The sequence below is a fragment of the Mesorhizobium sp. 01N446 genome (genome assembly GCF_056399285.1).
Genome location: NZ_JBFTRA010000003.1, coordinates 320,115 through 342,149, shown reverse-complemented (window position 1 = coordinate 342,149; position 22,035 = coordinate 320,115). Strand labels below are relative to the sequence as shown.

20 protein-coding genes and 1 pseudogene are annotated in these 22,035 nt (G+C 63.7%); 13 read left to right on the top strand and 8 right to left on the bottom strand.

Annotated elements, in window-relative coordinates; translation table 11 throughout:
• Positions 1–3: 3 nt before the first annotated feature.
• The 3 genes and pseudogenes from AC1DPX_RS15875 to AC1DPX_RS15865 all read right to left on the bottom strand — a co-directional run bounded on the left by AC1DPX_RS15875 (position 4) and on the right by AC1DPX_RS15865 (position 3,045).
• A complete protein-coding gene (locus AC1DPX_RS15875) occupies positions 4–867 on the bottom strand; it encodes a carbohydrate ABC transporter permease (protein ID WP_477237937.1) in 864 nt (287 codons plus the stop codon).
• On the bottom strand, positions 864–1,754 hold the full coding sequence (locus tag AC1DPX_RS15870; RefSeq protein WP_202355508.1) for a carbohydrate ABC transporter permease: 891 nt from the start codon (positions 1,752–1,754) through the stop codon (positions 864–866). The genes AC1DPX_RS15875 and AC1DPX_RS15870 overlap by 4 nt, the downstream gene beginning before the upstream one ends.
• Positions 1,754–3,045 (bottom strand): annotated as a pseudogene (locus AC1DPX_RS15865) (ABC transporter substrate-binding protein). The gene AC1DPX_RS15870 and the pseudogene AC1DPX_RS15865 overlap by 1 nt, the downstream one beginning before the upstream one ends.
• A gap of 323 nt (positions 3,046–3,368) precedes the next feature.
• On the opposite strand from AC1DPX_RS15865, the gene AC1DPX_RS15860 reads away from it, so the two are divergent.
• From AC1DPX_RS15860 to AC1DPX_RS15830, 7 genes are read left to right on the top strand one after another with little or no spacing between them, the layout of a single operon-like run.
• Positions 3,369–4,640 carry an extracellular solute-binding protein gene (locus AC1DPX_RS15860; RefSeq protein ID WP_202355506.1) on the top strand — a complete coding sequence of 424 codons (1,272 nt, stop codon included), beginning with the start codon at positions 3,369–3,371 and terminating at the stop codon, positions 4,638–4,640.
• A gap of 52 nt (positions 4,641–4,692) precedes the next feature.
• Complete coding sequence (locus AC1DPX_RS15855) at positions 4,693–5,625, top strand: carbohydrate ABC transporter permease (RefSeq protein ID WP_202355505.1); 933 nt, start codon at positions 4,693–4,695, stop codon at positions 5,623–5,625.
• Positions 5,622–6,479 carry a carbohydrate ABC transporter permease gene (locus tag AC1DPX_RS15850; RefSeq protein ID WP_477237935.1) on the top strand — a complete coding sequence of 286 codons (858 nt, stop codon included), beginning with the start codon at positions 5,622–5,624 and terminating at the stop codon, positions 6,477–6,479. Before AC1DPX_RS15855 ends, AC1DPX_RS15850 begins: the two co-directional genes overlap by 4 nt.
• Positions 6,476–7,216 (top strand): PIG-L deacetylase family protein, encoded by a 741-nt coding sequence (locus tag AC1DPX_RS15845; protein WP_477237933.1) that lies wholly within the window; start codon positions 6,476–6,478, stop codon positions 7,214–7,216. Before AC1DPX_RS15850 ends, AC1DPX_RS15845 begins: the two co-directional genes overlap by 4 nt.
• Positions 7,213–8,088: an ROK family protein gene (locus AC1DPX_RS15840; protein ID WP_477237931.1), complete on the top strand. Its 876-nt coding sequence runs from the start codon at positions 7,213–7,215 to the stop codon at positions 8,086–8,088. Before AC1DPX_RS15845 ends, AC1DPX_RS15840 begins: the two co-directional genes overlap by 4 nt.
• Complete coding sequence (locus tag AC1DPX_RS15835; RefSeq protein WP_202355501.1) at positions 8,085–8,855, top strand: GntR family transcriptional regulator; 771 nt, start codon at positions 8,085–8,087, stop codon at positions 8,853–8,855. Before AC1DPX_RS15840 ends, AC1DPX_RS15835 begins: the two co-directional genes overlap by 4 nt.
• 35 nt (positions 8,856–8,890) lie before the next feature.
• The gene (locus tag AC1DPX_RS15830) at positions 8,891–9,682 is read left to right on the top strand and encodes a sugar isomerase domain-containing protein (protein WP_202355500.1); all 792 of its coding nucleotides are present in this window, start codon (positions 8,891–8,893) and stop codon (positions 9,680–9,682) included.
• A 50-nt stretch (positions 9,683–9,732) separates the two neighbouring features.
• Here the strand turns inward: AC1DPX_RS15830 and AC1DPX_RS15825 are convergent, their stop codons facing one another.
• Both AC1DPX_RS15825 and AC1DPX_RS15820 read right to left on the bottom strand, forming a co-directional pair.
• Positions 9,733–11,016, bottom strand: a complete 1,284-nt coding sequence (locus tag AC1DPX_RS15825) for a D-tagatose-bisphosphate aldolase, class II, non-catalytic subunit (RefSeq protein ID WP_477237929.1) — start codon at positions 11,014–11,016, stop codon at positions 9,733–9,735.
• Entirely contained in the window at positions 11,013–11,966 is a 954-nt protein-coding gene (locus AC1DPX_RS15820) for a tagatose kinase (protein ID WP_202355498.1), read from the bottom strand. Before AC1DPX_RS15820 ends, AC1DPX_RS15825 begins: the two co-directional genes overlap by 4 nt.
• A gap of 257 nt (positions 11,967–12,223) precedes the next feature.
• Here AC1DPX_RS15820 and AC1DPX_RS15815 point away from each other — a divergent pair, with 257 nt between their 5' ends.
• Positions 12,224–13,258 carry a LacI family DNA-binding transcriptional regulator gene (locus AC1DPX_RS15815; protein ID WP_202355497.1) on the top strand — a complete coding sequence of 345 codons (1,035 nt, stop codon included), beginning with the start codon at positions 12,224–12,226 and terminating at the stop codon, positions 13,256–13,258.
• Here AC1DPX_RS15815 and AC1DPX_RS15810 read toward each other — a convergent pair.
• The 3 genes from AC1DPX_RS15810 to AC1DPX_RS15800 all read right to left on the bottom strand — a co-directional run bounded on the left by AC1DPX_RS15810 (position 13,246) and on the right by AC1DPX_RS15800 (position 16,474).
• Positions 13,246–14,196 carry an alpha/beta hydrolase gene (locus tag AC1DPX_RS15810; protein WP_477237927.1) on the bottom strand — a complete coding sequence of 317 codons (951 nt, stop codon included), beginning with the start codon at positions 14,194–14,196 and terminating at the stop codon, positions 13,246–13,248. The genes AC1DPX_RS15815 and AC1DPX_RS15810 overlap by 13 nt on opposite strands.
• Positions 14,197–14,296: 100 nt before the next feature.
• A complete protein-coding gene (locus tag AC1DPX_RS15805) occupies positions 14,297–15,445 on the bottom strand; it encodes a Gfo/Idh/MocA family protein (RefSeq protein WP_477237925.1) in 1,149 nt (382 codons plus the stop codon).
• 267 nt (positions 15,446–15,712) lie between these two features.
• On the bottom strand, positions 15,713–16,474 hold the full coding sequence (locus AC1DPX_RS15800) for a DeoR/GlpR family DNA-binding transcription regulator (protein ID WP_477237923.1): 762 nt from the start codon (positions 16,472–16,474) through the stop codon (positions 15,713–15,715).
• Between the two features lie 162 nt (positions 16,475–16,636).
• Here AC1DPX_RS15800 and AC1DPX_RS15795 point away from each other — a divergent pair, with 162 nt between their 5' ends.
• The 5 genes from AC1DPX_RS15795 (at position 16,637) to AC1DPX_RS15775 (ending at position 22,035) form a co-directional block, all read left to right on the top strand.
• Entirely contained in the window at positions 16,637–17,437 is an 801-nt protein-coding gene (locus AC1DPX_RS15795; protein ID WP_023756676.1) for a beta/alpha barrel domain-containing protein, read from the top strand.
• A gap of 3 nt (positions 17,438–17,440) precedes the next feature.
• Positions 17,441–18,391 (top strand): PfkB family carbohydrate kinase, encoded by a 951-nt coding sequence (locus tag AC1DPX_RS15790; RefSeq protein ID WP_477237921.1) that lies wholly within the window; start codon positions 17,441–17,443, stop codon positions 18,389–18,391.
• Between the two features lie 89 nt (positions 18,392–18,480).
• Entirely contained in the window at positions 18,481–19,626 is a 1,146-nt protein-coding gene (locus tag AC1DPX_RS15785) for an ABC transporter ATP-binding protein (RefSeq protein WP_477237919.1), read from the top strand.
• Positions 19,627–19,751: 125 nt separating this feature from the next.
• Positions 19,752–20,999: an ABC transporter substrate-binding protein gene (locus AC1DPX_RS15780; protein WP_202355491.1), complete on the top strand. Its 1,248-nt coding sequence runs from the start codon at positions 19,752–19,754 to the stop codon at positions 20,997–20,999.
• A gap of 139 nt (positions 21,000–21,138) precedes the next feature.
• The gene (locus tag AC1DPX_RS15775) at positions 21,139–22,035 is read left to right on the top strand and encodes a carbohydrate ABC transporter permease (RefSeq protein WP_477237917.1); all 897 of its coding nucleotides are present in this window, start codon (positions 21,139–21,141) and stop codon (positions 22,033–22,035) included.

The following is a 22,035-nucleotide window of genomic DNA, read 5'->3' as shown; positions in this document are numbered from 1 at the left end:
CAGCTATCCCTTGATGGCCGAGCCGACGATGGAATCGACGAAGAAGCGTTGCAGCAGGACGAACAGGATGAGCGGCGGCAGCACGGCCAGTGTCGCGCCGGCCATCACCAGGCCGGTGTTCACCGCGCCCCTGTTGTAGCTGAGCAGGCGGCTGAGGCTGATCACGATCGGATAGGCGTCGGCATTGCCCTGCAGGACCGTCAGCGGCCAGAGATAGCTGTTCCAGTGATAGACGAAGGCGAACAGCGCAAGCGCGGCGATGGCCGGCGCAACGCTGGGCGCCACGATCTTGAACAGGATCAGCAGTTCCGAAGCGCCGTCCATGCGCGCGGCGTCGATGAGGTCGTCCGGCACGCCTGAAATGAACTGGCGCATCAGGAAGATGCCGAAGGCATTGGCGAGGTTGGGCACGATGATGCCGGCGAGGCTGGCGTTGAGGCCGATCGAGCCGACCAGGCGGTAGAGCGGGATCAGCGTCACGATCGGCGGCAGGAACATGGTTGCGATCAGCACCGAAAACAGCAGCGATTTGGCGGGGAAATGATATTTGGCGAAAGCATAGCCGGCCATCATGCTGGTGATCAGGATGCCGGCGGTGGTGATCGAGGCGATGACCAGGGAATTCCACATCGAGCGGCCGACATTGACCACGCCGGAAACTTTTTCATAGGCGTCGAGGCTCGGCGTATGCGGTATCCACACCGGCGGCACCTGCATGCTTTCGGCCGGCGTTTTCAGGCTCGACAGCACCATCCACACCAGCGGGAAGGCCGAGGCCACGGCGACCAGCAACATCAGCGTCGCCAGCAGCGCCTTGCGGCCCGACGGGCGCTTGCGCGACAGCCGGCGGGACGATCCCCCGCTCATTCCTGATCCTTCCGGTTGGCGAGAGCAAACAGCGCGCAGACCACGACGATCAGCGACAGCATCAGCATGACAGCCATGGCCGAACCCAGCCCGCCCTGCGCGCGTTCGATGCCGACGCGGCGTATGTGGTAGGTGAGCACGTTGGTCGCGCCAACCGGCCCGCCTTGCGTGATCAGCGCCACCGGCTCGAACACCTGCACGGCGTTGATGATGGCGATGACGGCACTGAACAAAAGCGTGCGCCGCATCAGCGGCAGCGTGATGAAGCGGAACTGTTCGAATCGGTTGGCGCCGTCGAGCTTCGCTGCCTCGTAAAGGCTGCCGGGGATCTGCGTCAGCCCGGCGATCGCCAGCACGGTGAAATAGCCGACCTGCTGCCAGACATTGAGGAAGACGATCGAGACCAACGCCGAGCGCGGCGACGACAAAAAGGGCTGCGGGCCGATGCCGACCAGGCCGAGCATCTGGTTGAGTGGCCCTTCGCTGGGCGAATAGAGTTTCGACCAGACCAGCGCCACCGCGATCATCGGCACCATGTAGGTGGAAAACAGCACCGTTCGCAGCGCCGTACCGCCGGCCACGTCATGCTGGTAGACCATCAGGCCGAAGGCCACCGACAGCGGCAGGATGAGGATGACGGAGAGCGCGGTGTAGATGGCGGTGTTGGTGAGCGCGCCCTTGAAATCGCGCCCGACCGACGAGGCGCCAAAGATCTCGCGGAAATTGTCGAGGCCGATGAAGCTGGCGCTGGAAAACGGCGTCTGCGTCGACCAGTCCTGGAAGGACAGCCAGACGGTGAGCAGCATCGGCAAAAGGATGAAGATGCCGATCAGCGTCACGGCGGGCGCAAGCATGATGCCCGCCGAGGCACGGTACCTCTGGATCATTATTTGGCGGCGCGCTCCAGGATCGATGTGGCGTCGGCCTGCGCCGTCGCCTGCGCATCCTTGGCCGAGACCTGGCCATACTGCAACGCCTCGATCGTCTGCTGCAGCGATTCCGAGAATTCCTGCCCGCCCGGCACCACCGGGAACGGCTTGGCATCCGTGAGCACGCTGACGTAGCCGGAGAGGAATTCCGAGCCAAGCTTGTCCTTGTGCGCCTCGATATCGGACAGGCGCGAGGGCAGGATGCCCATCGACATCAAGATGTCGGACATCGCCGAGGCGCCGTTCTTGCCGGACTTTGGATTGTTCAGCCAGGCGAGGAAGTCCCACGCCGCCTTCTGCTCGGCAGCACCGGCATTGGCGTTGACCACCGTCATCCAGGAATAGGAGATCGAATGCGGCTTGTCGCCGCTCGGGCCGACGGGGATGGGGGCCGTGGCGATGTCGGCGAACTTGTCGCCCATGCCTGTCTTCAGCGCGCTTTCCCACCAATTGGCCATGATGATCATGCCGGTCTTGCCGGAGACGAAATTATCCAGGAACGGGCCTGTGGTGTTGGCATCCGCTGTCGCCATGGCCGGCACGCTGGCACCCGACTTGATCAGGTCCTCATAGAGCTGGAAGGTCTGCGTGGCCTGCGGGCTGTCCAGCGCGGGCTTGCCGTCCTTGACGAGATCGCCGCCATTGGACACCAGCAGCGAGGCGAAGGGGTGGACGACACCGGCCGCCCAACTGTTGTCATGCCGAAGCCCTGCTGGCCGGCCTCCTTGTTGGTCAGCTTCTTGGCCGCGTCCTTGAACTCGTCCCAGGTCTTGGGCGGGGCGGCGATGCCGGCCTGCTTGAACAGCGCCTTGTTGTAGTTCAGCGCATAGACGTCGATCTCGTTGGGAATGCCGTAGAGCGTGCCGCCGACAGAGGCGGCGCTGGTGACGCCCGCAGGCCATGAGGCCTTGACCTCGCTGGCCACCGCTTCGGGAGCGGGCGCGACCAGCTTGTCGCGGGCGAGTTCCGGCAGCCACAGATCGTAGATGCCGCCGATCGTCGGCCCGTCCGCGCCGCCGCCTTGCGAGCGCAGCGTGGTCAGGAGATCGCCGAAGGGAACGGCGCGCACGGTGACGCTGACGTCCGGATTGGTCTTGGCATAGTCCTTCGCCGCCGCTTCCAGCAGCGCGACCGTCTCCGGCGACCAGTGCGTCAGATAGGAGATGTTGACCGATTGCGCCCAGCCCGTGGCGGGCAGGATGGCCAGCCCCGCGGCCAGCGCCAGTTTCGAAGTCCAGGCAAACGACATTCCTCATCCTCCCCTCGGGTCCATCGATCACGATGACGTTATGACAAGTTCAGGCAACGGCGCAAGGGCCTGTCGGCGAAAAAGCTTGGTGTTGACCGGTTTCAGATTTCTTCGCGTTACCGAATCTCACGATTTTATCTTTTAAAAACAACATATTGTCTGCGTCGAGCCGCCAGATATTCCTTGACAGCGCCATCCCGAAGGTCGGCCAGACCTCTTGCGAATGATGCTATGTCGTTATAATGACTTGGCCGAGCGAATGACTCTCTCGCGGCATCGAAATGTCGCGAGACGCCAAGGACAGAAACAATGGGAGACTGGCAATGAGCATGCTTTCACTTCACCGGCGCGCCGCCCTTGGCCTGATTGGTGGCCTTGCCGCCGCCTGCGCCGGCGTCTTCACGACCCTCCCGGCAAAGGCCGACGGGACGGTGACGCTATGGAGCTGGCGCACCGAGGACGAGGCCGCGATGCGCCGCATCTTCGATGCCTTCGAGGCCAAGAACCCCGGCATCAAGGTCAACATCCAGTTCACGCCTGACGCCGACTACCAGAACCGGCTGAGCACCGCGCTGCGCGGCGGCCGCGGGCCTGATATCGCCCAGCTTAAGGCCTATGGCGAATTGCAGCCCTTCGTCGACGCCGGCTATCTCGACGTGCTCGACGACAGCGTGCCGGAGCTGAAGAACATGGCGGATGCCGCGCTTGGCGGCGCGCGCGGCCGCACCGACGGCAAGCTCTATGGCGTGCCCTATTCGGTGCCGATGATGGGCGTCTTCTACAATCAGGATATTTTCGCCGCCCAGGGCATCGAAATCCCCAAGACCTACAAGGATTTCGTCGCCGCCTGCGAGAAGTTGAAGGCGGCCGGCATCACCCCGATCGCCACCGGCGGCGCCAATGGCTCGGCCTGGGAGCTGGAGATCGGCGTCGGTGTCATCGGCCCGACCGTCTATGGTCCTGACTTCTACGACGAGATGATGACCGGCAAGGCGACCTTCGAGGATCCGCGCTATGTCGCGGCACTGAAGCGCTTCGCCGATTTGAAACCCTATTTCCCCGACGGCTTCGCCGGCATCGACTACACCACCGCCACGCAGCAATTCATCGGCGGCAAGGCGGCGATGTTCCTCGGCGGCTCTTTCGAGAACGGCAGCTTTAAGGCGCAGAACCCCAAGCTGAAATTCTCGATCTTTCCGTTCCCGGCCGACGATGCCGGAGCAAAGCTCTACACCTCGGCTTTTTCAGACGGCTCCTACGGGCTCGTCTCCGAAAGTGTGAACAAGGAAGCCGCGACCAAGGTGCTGGGCTTCATGGCCTCGGCCGAATTCGCGCAGATGTTCGCTGACGAACTTGGCTGGCCGCCGGCCCGCGCCGATGTCACGGTCAAGGATCCGGTGCTGGCTCAGATGATGGCGATGTCGAAGAATTCGACGCCCTATCTGACGCTGGTCGGCTTCCGCTGGCAGTCGCCGACGGCATCCTCCGTGCTGCAGTCGGAGATCATCGACATGGTCGAAGGCAACATCGCGCCGGAGAAGCTGGCGGCAGACATGCAGGCCGCCGTCGCCACCTGGTTCAAGCCGAAACAGTAAGGAGCCAGGCCGGCCGCATCGCGGCCGGCCTCTCACCGGGCACAAACAGCGCATGAGCAACCTTCGCCGCACAAGCAGCCTGAAGCGCACGCAGCAGCGCATGGCCGTGCTGTTCATCCTGCCGGCGCTGGCGGTCTACGCCCTGTTCGTTCTCTATCCCCTGGCGATGTCGTTGTGGGGCAGCTTCTTCGTCTGGAAGGGGCTGCGCATGGTCGAATTCGCCGGCCTGTCGAATTTTTCGCGGCTGTTTGTTTTCCCGAGCGGCGCGCGGCTCTACGGCGCGCTGTGGCACAACACCGCCTGGTTCTTCGGCATCATGGTCTTCCAGAACGGCATCGGGCTTTTGTTCGCCTGGCTGCTGTTCCTGCGCGACCGGGGGGCCGCCTTCTTCCAGTCGGTGTTTTTCTTCCCGGCGGTGCTGAGCCCGGTCATCGTCGGCGCGCTGTGGCGGCTGCTTTTGGCGCCGGGCGGCGTCGTCGAATGGGCGTTCAACGGGCTCGGCCTGCACCAGGGCAGTCTCACCGTACTCGGCAACAGCCATACCGCACTTGGCATGCTGATCGCCGTCGATGCCTGGAACTGGATGGGCCTGCCGGTGCTGATCTACACTGCGGGTCTCAGGCAAATATCCGGCCAGATCTTCGAGGCGGCGAAACTCGACGGCGCCGGCAATGCGCGCATGCTGTTCTCGATCGCGTTGCCCCTTCTGATGCCGGCGCTGGGCACGCTGACGACTTTGTCCTTCATCAACACCTTCAACCAGTTCGACATCGTCTATGTGATGCAGGGCGTGCAGGGCAATCCGAGCTATTCGACCGACACGCTGGTGACCTATTTCTACCGGCTGGCCTTCGGCGCGGAAGGCGCTGTCGGCATCACCGATATCGGGCTGGCGCTGGCGCTCGGCACCATGCTGTTCCTGATCCTCAGCACCGGCACGCTGCTGATGCTGCGCTTCTTTGACCGCCACACGGTGCAGTTATGAGCGCACTGGCGATTTCAGGCGGGCCTGTGATCTCGCGGCAGCTGGCGCGGCTGCCGGGCTGGACGGTGCTCGCCGTGTGGACGGCCGCCGTGCTTTTGCCGCTCTATATCCTCGTTGTCTCCTGCTTCAAGACCACGGCGGAGATCTACGACAACCGGCTTGGCCTGCCGCAGAGCTGGGCTCTCGACAATTTCGTCAACGCCTGGACGCGCGCCGATCTTGGCCACAATTTCATCAACAGCCTGATCGTAACCGGCGGCGCGGTCATCCTCACCATCGTCGTCTCGGCGATGGCTGCCTATCCGCTCAGCCGCTACCGGCTCGGCTGGAATGCTGTCATGCTCGGCCTGTTCCTGTCCGGTATCATGCTGCCGATCCGGCTGGCCTCGGTCGAACTGTTCACGCTGATGCGCAATCTCGGGCTTTTGGATTCACTGACCGGACTGATCCTGGTCTATTCGGCGATCCGCATTCCCTTCGCCGTTTTCATCTTCGCCAATTTCATGCGCGTCCTGCCCTCCGAACTCGACGAGGCGGCGCGTATGGACGGCGCCGGCGAGGTCCGCATCCTGTTCCAGATCATCCTGCCGATGGTGAAGCCGGCGGTGTCGATCGTCGCCATCTTCACGGCAATCGCCGTTTGGAACGATTTCTTCTTCCCGCTGATCTTCATCTTCGACGACCGCTACAAGACCGTGCCGCTGGCAATCAGCGTCTTCGTCGGCCAGTTCCGTACCGATTGGGGCCTGGTGTTCGCCTCGCTGGCGATCTCCATGGCGCCCATCCTGATCATGTATTGTCTGCTGGCGCGCCAGATTCGCGAAGGCGTCGGCGCCGGGGGAGGCATGAAATGATCGAGGACAGGATCTACGCCGCGCGCTCCATCCTGGTGGTCGGCGCACACGCCTTCGATGCCGAGGTGATCGCCGGGCCGCTGGCCGCCGCCGCCGTCAAGCGCGGGGCCACGGTGACCTTCCTGCACCTGACCATGGGCGAACAGGGCCACCCCTGCCTGATCCCCCGGCACTATTGCGTGCAAAAGGAAGAGGAAGCGGGCAGGGCGGCCGCGCGGCTCGGCGTCACTTCGCGCAGCCTTGGCCTGCGCGATGCCTTCCTGCCTTCCAACGATGAGACGGCGCTCGAAGTCTGCGACGTCATTCGCGAGCTGAAGCCCGAGATCGTCATCACCCATTGGCACGGCAGCTGGCACAAGGATCATCGTGCCGCCGCGCATCTCACACAAACCGGCATCTTCTTCGCCGCCCTGCCGACCATTGCCAGCGACCATGCCGCACACACGCCCCAACTGCTTTTGTTCGGCGAGAACTGGGAGGACGATGAAGGCTTCCGCCCGGAACATCTTGTCGATGTGAGCGACGGTTTCGAGGCCTGGAGCGAGGCGGTCAAGGAATACGAACTGGCGCGAGGCCTGAGCAGCTTTCCCTATGTCGACTATTACAGCGCGCTCTACCGGCTGCGCGGCTGCCTGCGCGGCACGCGCCACGCCCAGGCTTTCGCTGCCGCCTCGCATTCCTGGAATGCCGGCAGCGGCCTGTTTTCGCCACCGTTCGGCAAAGGGTCAGCCCGATGACGCGCGTTCTGGCCATCGATCTCGGCGGCACCAATCTGCGCGCCGCCATCTCGACCGGCGACATCGGCGCGTTGAAGGTGCTGAGCCGTGAGCCGGCACCGGCAAGCCTCGACGCTTTTGTCGCCCGCATCAACGCACTGTGCGCGGAAGCCGGCTCGGTCGAGGCGCTTGGCATCGCCGTGCCGGGGCTGGTCGAGGGCTCGGTCTGCCGCTGGATTCCGAACCTGCCATTCCTCGACGGTGTCGACCTCCAGGCGCTGTTTCCGGACCTGCGCATCGCGCTTGGCAATGACGCGCAGATCGCGTTGCTGGCTGAAGCTGTTGAAGGCAGCGCCAAGGGCATGTCGGACGCCATCCTGCTGGCGATCGGCACCGGCATCGGCTCGGCGGTGCTGGCCAATGGCGGCATCGTTGCCGGTGCGCATGGCGGCGCCTGCTCGTTCGGCTGGGCCTGCGCCGACATCAAGGACCATGGTGGGGAGCGCAGCGGCTGGCTGGAACGCGTCGCTTCCGGCCGGGCGCTCGATGCGCTTGCCGGCCAGATCGGGCTCGCCGACAGCCGCCAGCTGATCGCCGCTGCCCGCGCCGGGGAGCTTGCCGCGCAGACCTTGCTTGAAGTGCCGGCGCGTCAGCTCGGCACAGCGCTTGCTGGCGCGGTGGCGCTGCTCGATCCGCAGGCGGTGCTGATTTCGGGCGGGCTGGCCGAGGCGCTGGACGTGATGCGGCCGCCGATGCTGGCGGCACTGCGCCGTCAGTTGCCTGGGCATTTGCGTGGCATCGAGATCCAGCCCGGCCAGTTCGGTCCGGGGGCGGGACTAGTCGGCGCGGCGCTGGCCGGCCGCGTGGGGGAAGGGTGGAGGCAGGTGCGATGAGCGAAGCGAGCTTTCAGCAGCCGGACCGCAGACGGCCGGAACCACTCTGGTATCAGGTCGAGGAAGCGATCCGCGCCATCGTCAAGAGCGGCGAATGGGCGACGGGCGACCAGATCCCGGCCGAGGACAGGCTGTGCGCCTTGTTTGGCGTGAGCCGAATCACCTTGCGCCATGCTCTGCGCAATCTCGAGGAGGCCGGGCTGCTGCGGCGCGAACATGGCCGCGGCACCTTCGTGCGCTCGACCACGCTGGTCGCCGGCACCCGCGAACTGACCAGCTTCACCCAGGAGATGGGCAATATGGGCGTGGTCGCCGGCTCACGCCTGCTCGACTGCAGCCTGACCACGGCCAATGCCGCCGCCGCCGGCGCGCTGGAGATCGAGGAGGGCGATCCGGTGGTGCGCATCCGTCGGCTGAGGCTCGGCAACAACGAACCGATCGGCATCCAGACGGCACAGTTGTCGGCCGTGCGCGTGCCGGGCTTCCTCGACGCCGGCCTGCTGCAGGGTTCGCTCTACGAGGCGCTGGAGCGCCATTACGGCATCGTGCCGGTGGCCGCGCGCGAGAATTACCGCGTCGGCGCGGTCGGTGCGGCGGACGCCGAACTGCTCGACCTGCCCGTGGGCAGCCCTGCCTTCGTCGTCGAGCGCATCACCACCGACGAGCGCGGTCCATTCGAATTCACCGTCTCGATCATGCGGGGCGACCGCTACGAAATCCGTTCGACGCTGCGCGCCGGGCGCGTCCCGTCAGCCCCCAGAAGCTGATCCTTTCCAAGCCGACACATAACAGGAGTACCCAAGTGTCCGATCTCTACATCCACCGTCTCTCTGCCCTCATCGACCAGGCGGCGAAAGCCAATGAAGAGGCCTTCGGCCAGGCCGCCAGCCGCTTTGCCGACTCGCTCGAAGGCGGCGGGCTGGTCCATCTCTACGGCTCGGGCCATTCCGTGCTGCCGGTGCAGGAAGTGTTCCCGCGCTATGGCAGCTATGTCGGCTTCAACCCGCTGACCGACCCGCGCGTCATGTGGCACAACGTGCTCGGCGCCGGCGGCGTGCGCGAACTCTTGTGGCTGGAGCGGACGGAAAAATACGCCGAGAAATTCCTCGACCACCAGCCGCTCAACAAGGGCGACTCGATCATCATCTTCGGTCACAGCGGCCGCAATTCCTCCGGCATCGACACCGCGCTCTATGCCAAGAAACGCGGCATCTTCGTCGTCGCGGTGACCAGCAAGAACAATCTCGACAAGCCCGCAACGCACTCTTCCGGCAAGCGGCTGGCCGATGCCGCGGACCTCGTCATCGACACCTGCTCGCCGATCGAGGACGCGATTGTCCCTGTCGAAGGCTGGAGCCGGCCGGTCTCGGGCTCGTCGACCGTGCTCGCCATGATCCTGGCGCATGAACTGATCGCCCGCACCGCCGAGCAGCTCGCCAAGCGCGGCATCGAGCTGCCGGTCTTCGCCTCGCCGACCATCGCCGGTGTGACCCTGCACGACACCGACGTCATCTACGGCGTCTACCGCGAACGCATGCTGGAAGCGCAGAAGAAACACCTGCCGACCTTCCAGGCGACGATGCGCGGCGAGTGATATGCGGAATTGGGAGGTGCCATGTGCGCCTCCCAATTTCCGGCCTCAATTCAGCCGGTGGCGCTGGCGTAGATGTCGAGAACTTCCGTGACGCTGGCGATCAGCAACTCCCCGGCTTTTGGTGCCACGGACCCGTTCGCCACCGCGCCGTCGAGGCGGCCGAGATACTGGCTGATCAGGGGTAGGGGGATGTCGCGGTCACACAGCGCATGCATAAGCGCCTCCGTTGCCTGCCGCGCCGCCGGCGCCGGCCAGTAATAGCGGATGCGGTCGCTGTAGGAGAAATGGCGTTCGATCCGCTGTTCGGCTTCGGAGCCGTGATAGTAGTTCTTCCAATTGCCCGGCGCCGCCAGCATGACGCGCTCCATCACCGCCGGCAGGCTTTCGCGCGCCGGGTCGGGAGCCAGAATGTCGGCGATGTGGCTCAGCCCATAGAGTGCTTCGCGTAGCGCGAAAGTCAGCCACGGCCCGACCTTGAGAATGGCGAAGCCGTCGTCGACCAGCGCGGTCAGGGCCGAGACCGGCTGGTAGTCGGTCGAATGCGCCTCGAAGACGAATTGCGGCAGGTCCCGCAACGTTCCGGCCAATGCGCGGGCTTGCTCAGGCCGGTAGGCGATCACCTCGGCATTGCCGAATTCGACGCCCGGCTGCACGACGACGCCGAGCGCCCGTGAAAAGGCCTGGTCGAGGCCTCGCCGGCTGAAAGCATCGCGATGGATACGCACGGTTTCGCGCGCGGCCTCCGGGGTCGTCACCGCCAGATGGTCCATCGCTTCCAAAGCGCCGCCCGGAACCGGCACTTCCGTACCGATGACATAGACCGGTTTGGTGCCGCCGACTCGTTCGGCGGCAGCTTCCGCCACCGCGGCCAGTTCGGCGGCGCGCGCGGCGATTGTCGCATCGGGCGGTGCGGCACCTTCGCCGGCGCAGCCCATGCTGGCATCGAGATGGATCTTGGTGAAACCGGCTTCGGCATAGGCATCGACCATGCGCGAAGCCTTGGTCATGGCCTCCGGCGCCGGCAAGTGCTTCCACGGATTGGGGCCGAGATGGTCGCCGCCAAGCACCAGCCTGTCGAGGGAAAAGCCGACCTTGCCGGCGATCGTCTCGACGAAGCGGCGGAAATCCGTAGGCGTCATGCCGGTATAGCCGCCTTCATGGTTCACCTGGTTGCAGGTGGCTTCGATCAGCACGTCGGCGCCGCGCGTCTTGCCATGACGCAGCGCCGCCTCGATGACCAGCGGATGGGCCGAGCAGATCGACGCGATGCCGCTGCGTTCGCCTGCCGCCCGGCGCGTCGCGATGGCGGCAAGCCTGTCCGTCGCCTTGCTCATGCCGGTGCTCCGGTCTTGGCGGCCGCGAGGAAGGCCTCGACCGTGGCAAGCGAGGCGATGCCCTCCATCGGCCCCTTCTTGGTCACCGCCAGTGCGCCGCAGCCATTGGCGATGCGCAGCGCCCTCTCAGGTGCTTCTCCGCGCAGCCAGAAGGAGACGAAGGCCGCCGCAAAACAGTCGCCGGCGCCGGTCGGATCGATTTCCTCGACGACGAAGCCGGGCGACGTAATGCGTCCGGTCCGGTCGTAATGAACGGCGCCTTGCGCGCCTTTCTTGACGACCACCGTGGAAATGCCGCGATCCAGCATTTCACGCACCGCGGTCTCTTCGTCGGTCGCCCTGGCGAAGATGAACAGTTCCGGTCCGCTCGGCAGGAAGACATCGGTCCTCGACAGCACGAAGTGCAGTGCGTCGCGCAGCCCCGGCAGATCGAGCATCTCCTTGCGGATGTTGGGGTCAAAGGACACCGTGCCGCCGCGTGCCTTGACCGTTTCGATCCCTTCGCGAGCCACCTCGATCACCTCGGGCGAGAATAGGGAGGTGCCCATCACGTGAAAATGATCGGCGCCGGCGAGCAGCGCGCGTGCCTCGACGCCGATCTCGATCAGGCCTGCGGCGCTCTGCTTGATGTTGTAGACGAAATGCCGGCTGCCATCCGTCTCATAGGTGACGAAGGCCGTGCCCGTGGCGGCGCCCCTGTGGACCTTGATGGCCGAGATGTCGGCGCCGTCGGCGCGCAGGCGCTCGATGTTCAAATGGCCGAAATCGTCGTCGCCGACCGCCGCGATCAGGCCCGCCGGCTGGCCGAGCCGTGCCGCCTGGTCGATGAAGATCGCCGGCGCGCCGGAGGGAAACGGGCCGACCAGCGGGCCGGGGGCAAGGAAACTCTGGCCGATCCGCTCGGCCATGATCTCGACCAGGATCTCGCCGGCGCAAACCAGTTTCTTCATGTCCTCACCAATGCCGGATGCGCGGCGCCCGATTGCCTGGCGCCTTTCTAAATCTCCGTGTTTAAAGCCTAAGTCGCGGCTTTTGGAGCGTCAATAAATAATTTGACGCGCGCAACTCTTTTGCGTTGTACTGGAAACGCGAAAATTTGACTGAACAAATTCGGTCAAGCAATGCTGCCTCACGGCGATGGCCGCAAGACTGATTCTGGCCCGACCGGGAAGGTTGGCGGGCGCGGGCAAGGGGGCTGGACATATCGATGGCGGAGAAGACCCACCGCACGATGGACGATTTCGCCAGGGCGTCCGGCGTGTCGCGGCCGACGCTGTCGAAATATTTCGACGATCCGGCCAGTGTGAAGCCGGCGACGCGGGCGCGCATCGAGGCGGCGCTGCGATCCTCGGACTATCAGCCGAACGTTTTCGCGCGCAATCTCAACCGCAAGCGCACCCGCAATGTCGGCATTGTCGTGCCGACGATCACCGATCCGTTCTATGCCGAAATGGTCAGCCGCATCGAATTGCGCTGCCGCGACGAAGGCTTCTGGCCGATCGTCATCTCCTCGCACGGGTCGCCGAAGCTGGAGGCGGAATCGGTCAAGACGCTGATGTCGCTGAAGGTCGCGGGCGCCATCATCGCTCCGCTGGGATTGGTTTCCGAACCCGGCGTCTTCGAGCGGATGAGCGAGGACATTCCGATCGTCTATTTCGACACCTATATCGAAGGTGACACGCCTTTCGTCGGCAACGACAACCACCAGAGCACGTCGACCATCGTCGACTATCTCTGCCGGTCCGGCGAGCCGCCGGTCTATGTCGACATCCCGCACGTCAACCACAATTCGGGCGAGCGCCTGCAGAGCTATATCGACACGATGCGGGCTACCGGTCTGGAACCCGTCGTGCTCAAGGCGGCGGGCGACTACAGCTGGGATTTCGAGCGCATCGGTCATGAATGGATGGACAGGACGCTCGAGACAGGCGGCCTGCCGGCGCGCACGCTTCTGTGTGCCAATGACCGTCTCGCTTTCGGCGTCATGGCGGCGGCCTTTTCGCGCGGGCTGAAGATCGGCCGCCGGCCCGATTGCGATTTCCGTGTCGCCGCCCATGACGATCATCCGCTGAGCCGTTACACCTGCCCGGCACTGACCACCATGGCGCAGGATTTTGCCGCCATGGCCGGACGCAGCGTCGAGATCCTGCTGGCTTTGCTGGATGAGGCTGACACGCCCGGCCAGGGCCTGGCGCGCAACGTCAAGCTTGGCGCGACGCTGGTGATGCGTCAGTCGGCCTGAATGCGCGTCTGCAATTGCAGCCAGGCCGCCGCCTCGCTCACCGCTTGCCGCGCTGCCAGAATGTTGCGTCCCATCGAGACGAAGCCGTGGATCTGGCCTGGCCAGGGCCGCAGCACCAGCGGCACGCCGTCGGTCCGCAGGCGCTCGGCATAGGCCGTGCCTTCATCGGCAAGGATGTCATGGCCGGCGGTCACGACAAACGCCGGCGCGGCGCCGGCAAGGCTTGACGCCAGCAGCGGCGAGACGCGCCAGTCGCTGATGTCGTCCGGTGTGCGTACATAATGGTCGCGGAACCAGGCCATGGTGGAGGCGGTGAGCCCGAAGCCGTCGCCGAAACGCCGGTAGCTGTCCGCGGTCTGGCGGGCATCGGTGTTGGGATAGATCAGGATCTGCGCGGCAAGCGGCGGCGTCAGCCCGTCGCGGGCGAGCAGCGCCAGGACGGCGGCAAGGTTGCCGCCGGCGCTGTCACCGGCGACGGCGATACGGGCCGGATCGATGCCCAGTTCGCCGGCGTTCTCCGCCATGAAGCGGAGCGATGCCATGCAATCCTCGAGCCCCGCCGGAAATTTGTGCTCCGGCGCCAGCCGGTAATCGGCGCAGACCACGACGGCGTTGCTCAGATTGGCCAGCCATCGGCAGATCTCGTCATGCGAATTGAGATTGCCAATGACCCAGCCGCCGCCATGCAGATAGAGCACGGCGCGCGCGCCGGCCCGCGGCGCGCCGATGCCGCGATGGATACGGATCGTGACCGGGCCATTCGGCCCGCCGATCTCTTGGTGCGAGGTCGCGGCCACCGGCTCGTGCTCGCCCTGCTGTGTCGGGAACGAAGCGTTGTAGGCAACCCGAGCCGCCGCGACACTGCCGTTTTCGAAGGGCTCGCCACCGGCTGCATGGCCGATTTCAAGGGCGCGCAAAGCATCAGGATCGAGCGTCATCGCTATCTCCATCGAAAGCAATTCCAGGAAAAGTGTACAGCGGTTTTCCCGGGAAAGCGCATGCGTTTTCCCTTGGGAATTGCGTGAAGACAAAAAGTACCTAGGCGAGCAGGCTGCTTGCCTCGTCCTCGGTCAACAGCGCCGGCTGGACGACATCACCGATGATGGCGACGGAACTTTGCGTTTCGCCTGAACGCAGGATCGCCTCCATGATCTCCAGCACATGCAGCGCCAGATTGCCGGAGGCGCGAGGCGCCGCACCAGTCTCCAGCGAGCGCACCAGATCGGCGACGCCGAGCATGCGGTAGTTGGCGCGGTCGGGCGCGGCGTAGGGCCAGTTGCGGGCGCCGTAGAGGTCGCCTTCGCTGGCGAAATCCTTCCACTCCGCGCCGCGTTCGGACAGCGAGACGGTGCCGCCGAACGTGTCGGGATCGGGCAGGCGCAGCGAGCCTTCCGTGCCGTGCAGTTCGATCGGATGGTTGGAGTGCTTGAAGACGTCCCATGAGGCGCCGAAGGTGACGGTGGCGCCCGAGCGAAATTCGAGCAACGACAGCACGTTGGTCGGCGTGCCGACCTTGAATGTGGTGTTCTTGAACGGCCCCTCGGCCGTGATCAGGCGCTCCTCCTGACCACGCGTCGCCATCGCCATGACACGGGCGACGGGACCAAGCAGGTTGACCAGCATGGTCAGGTAATAGGGGCCCATGTCGAACACCGGGCCGCCGCCCGGCTGGTAGTAGAATTGCGGGTTCGGGTGCCAGTGCTCCATGCCGCGCCCCATCATGAAGGCGGTGCCGGTAACCGGGCGGCCGATGGCACCCTCATCCATCAGGCGGCGCGCGCGCCGTCCGGCGGCACCGAGGAACGTATCGGGCGCCGAGCCGAGCAGCACCCCGCGCTTGGTCGCTTCCGCCACCAGGCGGCGCCCGTCGCTGGCCGACGTCGCCAGCGGCTTTTCGGTGAAGACGTGCTTTCCCGCCGAAAGGGCTGAAAACGAAATGTCGAAATGCGCCGCCGGAATGGTCAGGTTGAGGACGAGATCGATCTCGGGGTCGGAAAGCAGCGCATCGACGCCGAGCGCCCGGATGCCATATTCCTTGGCCCGCAACGCCGCCATGTCGGCGGAGATATCGGCGCAGGCACGCAGTTCCATGCCGCCGAAAAGGGCGGCATTGCGCAGGTAGGTCATCGAGATGTTGCCGCATCCGATGACGCCGATACCAAGCTTTTCCTGTGATTTTGCCTGCATTTTCGATTGGTCCTCCCAACATGCTCATGTTCTGCCGGATCCGCTGCGCCGCAACGGATCATCCTCGAAAAGCGCTATACAACATTTTAAATATTGACGCGCGTAAAATTTTTATAGACCATGCGGAAATGCTGGCGCGAAATCGGGAGGCTGCCAGCCCTGGGAGGAGAAAATGACAAACATGAAAAAACGGCCGGGCGCCGATGCAAATCCCATGGGTCATGCGCGCATTGGATATTTCCGCCGCGATCAGGGACCGCGACGGGGTCAGGCGTAGATCACCTTGGCCCCGGTCCTATCAAGCTGGCTGCGTATCGGGCCGGACAGGCCATCGTCGGTGATCACGACATCGACGCTCGACAGCGAAAATGCCTTGGAAGTCCCGCTGACGCCCCATTTGCTCGAATCCGCAAGGAGGACAACGCGCCGGGCCATGCGCACGAGGTTTCGCTTCGTTCGCGCCATGTCTTCGTTCACGTCGACCACATCCAGTGAGGAGTCAATCGCATGCGCTCCGACAAAGACCTGATGCGCCACCAAGCCGCCGAGAGCCGTGTCGGCATCGGTGATCAGCGTGCTCACCGTGTCCGGATAGACCCGGCCACCGATCATGTGAACGTCGAGGCCGGGCCGATGCATCAGATGCTGCACGATATTCATTGCCCTGGCCGCGACCACGACATTGCTGAGCGGCGGTAACAGCATGGCAACCTGCATCAGAGTCGAGCCGCCGTCGAAGATGACCGATTGGTTGTCCTCGAACAGTTCTATCGCTGCCCGGGCGATGCGTTTCTTTGCATCGAGATTCGTTTGCATCCGCCGGGCGAACGCGGCCGTGGTCGAATCCGTGGTCCGGGTCACGGCCCCTCCACGCGTCTTCGTCAGCAGTCCCTTGCGGTCCAGTATCTCGAGGTCGGAGCGCACCGTGACTTCCGACACGCCAAAATCGTCTGACAGGTCCTTGATGCGGACCTGTCCGCTGCGTTGCACTTCACCCAGGATCGCTTGGCGTCTCTGCTCTGACAACATTGCCCTGTCCTTGCCTCCATGCGCCAGGCGATCGCCCTAGCCTCGGTTCACTCGGCCAAAAATACGCGAATTCGAAAGATTTCGAAAGATTGTGTTTATCCTTTCTTTCGCAAACACTAGGTCCAGGATTTTGAAATCAATCGATTGGAGAATTTTGGACTCATGAGCCTCGGAACCAAAGTGCGCCTTGCGCGCCTCTTCTCACATCCGTCGGGGAATCTTTTCGGCGGCGCGGTCGACCACTTTGTCGGCTATGGCGACGTGCGCAAAGGCGGTCTTGCCGACCTGCCGGGCGCGCTTGCCCGCGTCATGGTGGGCAAGCCCGACTACGTCAGCATCCAGCCAGGCACCGCGCGCCATCTGTGGCCGCAATATGCGGGCAAGGCTTCCCTGGTGATCCAGGCCGGCTGCTTCACCCCGGACGATCGCATCAGTGAACTGATTGCAACGCCCGAGGATGCGGTGCGCGCTGGCGCCGATGCCTTGGCCGTGGCCATTCCGGTGCGCGGCGCGACCGAGGGCAAATACATTCGCTGGCTGACCGATTCGGTGAATGCGGCGGCCCGCTACGGCATGCCGGTGGTGGCGCATATCTACCCTCGCGATTTCACCGACGGGGCAAAAATCGTCTTCACCCCCGACGAGATCGCCTATGCGGCACGCATCGGCTACGAGTCCGGCGTCGACGTGATCAAGATCGGCTACACCGGCGATTTCGAGTCGTTTCGAGAGACCGTTCGAACCTGCCCGGTGCCGGTTGTGATCGCCGGTGGTCCGAAGACCGATACGCTGCTCGGCGCCCTTCAGCAGACGGCGGACGCCATCCGTGCCGGCGCGCGCGGTGCTGTGGTGGGCCGCAATCTCTGGGGACACGGCGATCCGGAAAAGGCAGCGATTGCCTTCCGGGGCGTCATCCATGACGGCCTTTCGGCGCAAGACGCCTTGGCGAAGGCGGGTGCCTGAACGATGCCCACCGTCCCTTCAATCCTCGGCTTCGGCGCGATTGCGATCGACGACATCGTCTATGTCGATCAGCCGTTGTCGGCGGGCAAGGGGAAGGTTCTGCAAAGTGCCCGGGCTTTCGGGGGAAATGTCGCGACGGCCCTTGCCGCCGTCGCGCGGCTCGGCGGAAGCGCCGGGTTCGTCGGATGGCTGGGCAATGCCGCCGACGACGCCGTGCTGTGTGATCTCATTGAGAGCGGTGTTGAAACCGCATTCGCGCCTCGCCACCCGCACGCGCGCCCGGTGCGCTCACGTATCACGGTCGGCTCGGACGGAGAGCGGTTCATCGCGTATGACGACGAAGCGATGCTGGGCACCGCGCCGGACTTTCCCGACGAAGTCCTCAGCCGCGCGACCGTCCTGATCGTAGACAGCTACGGCGTCGGGTCGCTGGATGTCGTGGCTCGGGCGCGCGATCTCGGCCTTGCGATCCTCGGCGATATCGAATGGAGCAGCGGCCCAGCCACGGAGCGGCTGATCGCGCTCTGCGACCATCTCATTCTTCCACTCGGCTTTGCGCGGACCGCCACGGGGCGCCGATCGCCCGCCGAGATACTCGATGCATTGTGGTCGCCGTCGCGGTCCGCCGTCGTTCTGACCGATGGCGGCAGGGGCGTCTTTTATCGCGGACACGACGAGACAGGGCTTTGGCACTTGCCCCCGCACCGGGTTGTCGTGGTCGACTCGACCGGCGCCGGTGACTGCTTTCATGGCGCCTACGCCCATGCATTGACGCGCGGAACCGACACCGCAGGCCGGGTAGCATTCGCTGCCGCGGCGGCGGCCCTTTCGATAACGGGGCGTGGCGGGCGCGAGGCGCTTCCGACCGCCGACCAGGTCACGGAACTGCTGGCGTCGACGAACGCGCCGTCGGCAGTCGAACTGAAACATGCGCAACTCGATACCGGCACATAGCCCGAACTATCCGAGCAAATATCTCACAGGTGAACACAAGCCGAGGATAATCATAAAAATCAGTGGCTTAGACTTGTGGAGGGAGGAATATGGCAGAAGTCGTTCTTGAGAATATCTGCAAGACCTACGGGAACAATTTTCACGCAATCGACCAATTGAACCTGGCGGTCGAGGACGGCGAGTTCTTGATTCTCGTCGGGCCGTCCGGCTGTGGCAAATCCACCGCGTTGCGAATGATCGCGGGATTGGAGGACGTCACCAGCGGCAGCCTTCGGATCGGCGGCGTCGACGTCGTCGACATGCCGCCCAAGGACCGCGACATTGCGATGGTCTTCCAAAGCTACGCGCTCTACCCGCATATGACGGTGTTCGAAAACATCGCCTTTTCCATGCGTCTGGCAGGCAAGCCGAAGGCCGAGCGCAGGAAGCGCGTGGACGAGATCGCCAAAACCCTTCAGCTGACGTCTCTGCTGGACAGCAAACCAGCGACCCTTTCAGGCGGACAGCGTCAGCGCGTCGCCATGGGCCGCGCCATGGTGCGCGAGCCGGCCGCCTTTCTCATGGACGAACCGCTTTCCAATCTGGACGCGAAGCTGCGCGTGCAAATGCGCGCCGAAATCACTCGCCTGCAAAAGCAGCTCGGCGTGACAACCATATATGTGACCCACGATCAGACCGAAGCGATGACGATGGGGGACAGGGTCGCCGTGCTGAAGGGCGGCGTGCTGCAGCAGGTCGATACACCCAAAAGGCTCTACGAATCGCCGGTGAACGCCTTCGTTGCAGGCTTTATCGGTTCTCCCTCGATGAACCTTTTCGAGGCGACCATGACGGGCGGCGAACTGATGTCCGGTGCCTTTTCCATCCGGCTGCAGGATGCAGCCTTCGTGCGCCGGCCGGGTTTGAAGTCGTATGCGGGGCGCAAGGTCGTGTTCGGGATACGGCCGGAGGATCTCTATGACAGCAGCCTCGAATCCGGCCGCAAGTATCAGACGATACCGGCAAGGGTGACCTCGATCGAAGAACTCGGGTCGGAACATATCGTCCATCTGAACATCGACGCCATCCGGGTGGACTCCGGCGACCCCGACGCGGTGCAGGATTTCGGCCTGACGTCGAATGCGGTGGCGAGATTCGAACCGGACAGCGCAGTCCGCTCCGGTTCGGAAATCCGGTTGGCCCTGGATGATACCAAGCTCCATTTCTTCGATCCCGAAACGCATCTGGCGATCTGAAGAATTGTGGGCAGAGCCCGCAGGCGGGAGCGAGGCGCCTGCGAAAGTACGAGGAAGAAGACTTCTGAATGAAGCAGGCGATCGGCTGCATTGTGCGGTCGATCCTATAGAAGGAGGAGAGAAAAATGACGTTTCGGATAAAGCCCGCGATGCTGAAAATAGCCGCGGCAGCATGGTTGCTTGGCGCAACCGCCGCCATGGCGGATACGACGCTGGAATTCACCCAATGGTGGGAGCCTGAATTGCCCGCAGGCTCCTTGCGGAAAATCATGGACGATTTCGAGGCCGCCAATCCCGGCATCAAGGTGACGCTGGTCAGCGGTCCCTATGCGACCACGCGAGACCAGATCTCGGTTGGCGCCGCAACCGGAACGCTCAGCGACGTGGTCGGCCTCGACGGCGCCTGGGTGAACAATCTGAACGCGCAGGGTGCGCTCGCCGACATGAACCCGATGATGGATGCGAGCAAGTTCGACAAAGCCCAGGTCGCCGACATCATCAAGGTGGACGGCAAGGCGGTGATGTTTCCCGTCGCTTCCTTCGTCTATCCTGTCTTCGTCAATCTGGACCTCGCCGCCAAGGCAGGCGTGACCAAGCTGCCGTCGACCCGTGCGGAGTTTCTCGAAGCCGCCAAGAAGATGACGCACGCCGACAAGAACCAGTATGGCTGGGTCCTGCCGCTGTCGCTGCAAACGCCGTCCGGCGTCCAGAACGACATGATGTCGTGGGTCTGGGCATCGGGTCAGTCGATGATGGCGGATGGCAAGCCCGCTCTCGAGGGCAAACCGGTGGTGGACATGCTCACCTTCGTCAAATCGCTCAATGACGCGGGCACCATCTCGCCCGGCATCGCCACCAAGACCGAGCAGGAAAAGGTCGAGGAATTCGTCAACGACCGCGTCGGCATGATGATCGACTCGCTCGCGCATGTGAACCTCATCCGCAAGCGCAATCCCAATCTGAAGTTCGACCTCATCCCGGTCCCGGTCGTGGAGGGTTATACGGGCAAGCGCGGCCTTCCCTATGCCTCCTGGGGCATCGGCATCTCCGCGAGCTCGAAACATCAGGAAGAGGCCTGGAAACTCGTCCAATATCTGATGAGCGAGAAGGTGAACGCCAAGCTCGTATCGCTTGCCAACGCCTTCCCGGGCAACGTCAACGCCAAGCCCGATTTCGTGACCTCGGACAAGGCTTTCGGCAAGGCTTTCGAAATCTTCAAGACCGGTTATCTCGCCAATGAGTTCACGGGCCTGCCGGTGGCTGAAGACCTGATGACTCAATTCGACGTGCAAGCCCAGAAGATGCTCGCCGGCGAGCAGTCTCCGGAACAAGCCGCCGCCGCCGCTCAGAAGGGCTGGATGGCGAAATTCTGATCGGCCTGTCTCCTATTTGCTATCTTCGATCGGGTGGCCTGGCTTCGGGCAGGCCACCCGGCAACAACGGATCGGCAATTTGAGATGGACCTGTTTTTGAAGCTTACCTTCTCTTGAAGGCGTATCCCAAGGTTGGCACATGACCCGGCAAAAGCGCTCCCACCACAAGCTGAAACGAGCGGTCGCACCCTACCTCTATCTGTCGCCCTCGCTGCTCATAATCGGGCTTCTGATGCTGCTGCCGATGGTGACGGTGATTGGCTATTCGTTCCAGAACAGCGCGGTGCTGCGTCGCGACCCATCCTTTGCCGGACTGAAACATTACCAGGCGATCTTCGACGACCCGGTGTTCTGGGCCTCGCTGTGGCACACGCTCTACTTCACATGCATGAGTGTCATTTTCCACATGACCATCGGCATGATCTTCGCGCTCATGCTGAACAGCGACCGCATCAACCCGACGCTGCGCAATATTCTGCGCGTGCTCTACATACTGCCCTGGCTGTTCACCGCGGTGATCATCGCGGTGATCTGGCGCCTCCTGCTCGAGCCGAACGGTGTCGTGAACAGCATTCTGATGCAATTGGGCATCATCGGCTCCAAGGTAGAGTGGTTCTCCTCGCCCGAGACCGCGTTGCACGCCGTGACCTTCGCCAATATCTGGGCGGGCTACCCGCTTTTCATGGTCAGCCTGCTCGCGGGCTTGCAGGGCATTCCCAAGGATTTCTACGAGGCCGCCGATATTGACGGGGCGAAGGCCTACCAGAAGCTGATCTTCATCACCATCCCGCAGCTGATGCCGATCATCATCTCCATCTCGCTGCTCGACTTCATCTGGACCATGCAGGTCTTTCCATTGATCTGGATAACGACGGGCGGCGGTCCGATCTACTCGACCGAGGTGCTGAGCACCTACACGTACAAGCTGGCGTTTTCGAGCTACAACCTGTCGCAGGCTTCGGCGAGCGCCGTGGTCATCCTGCTGATCTCTCTCGGCCTGACGCTGTTCTACATTCGCTATCAAAAGGCTCGGTAG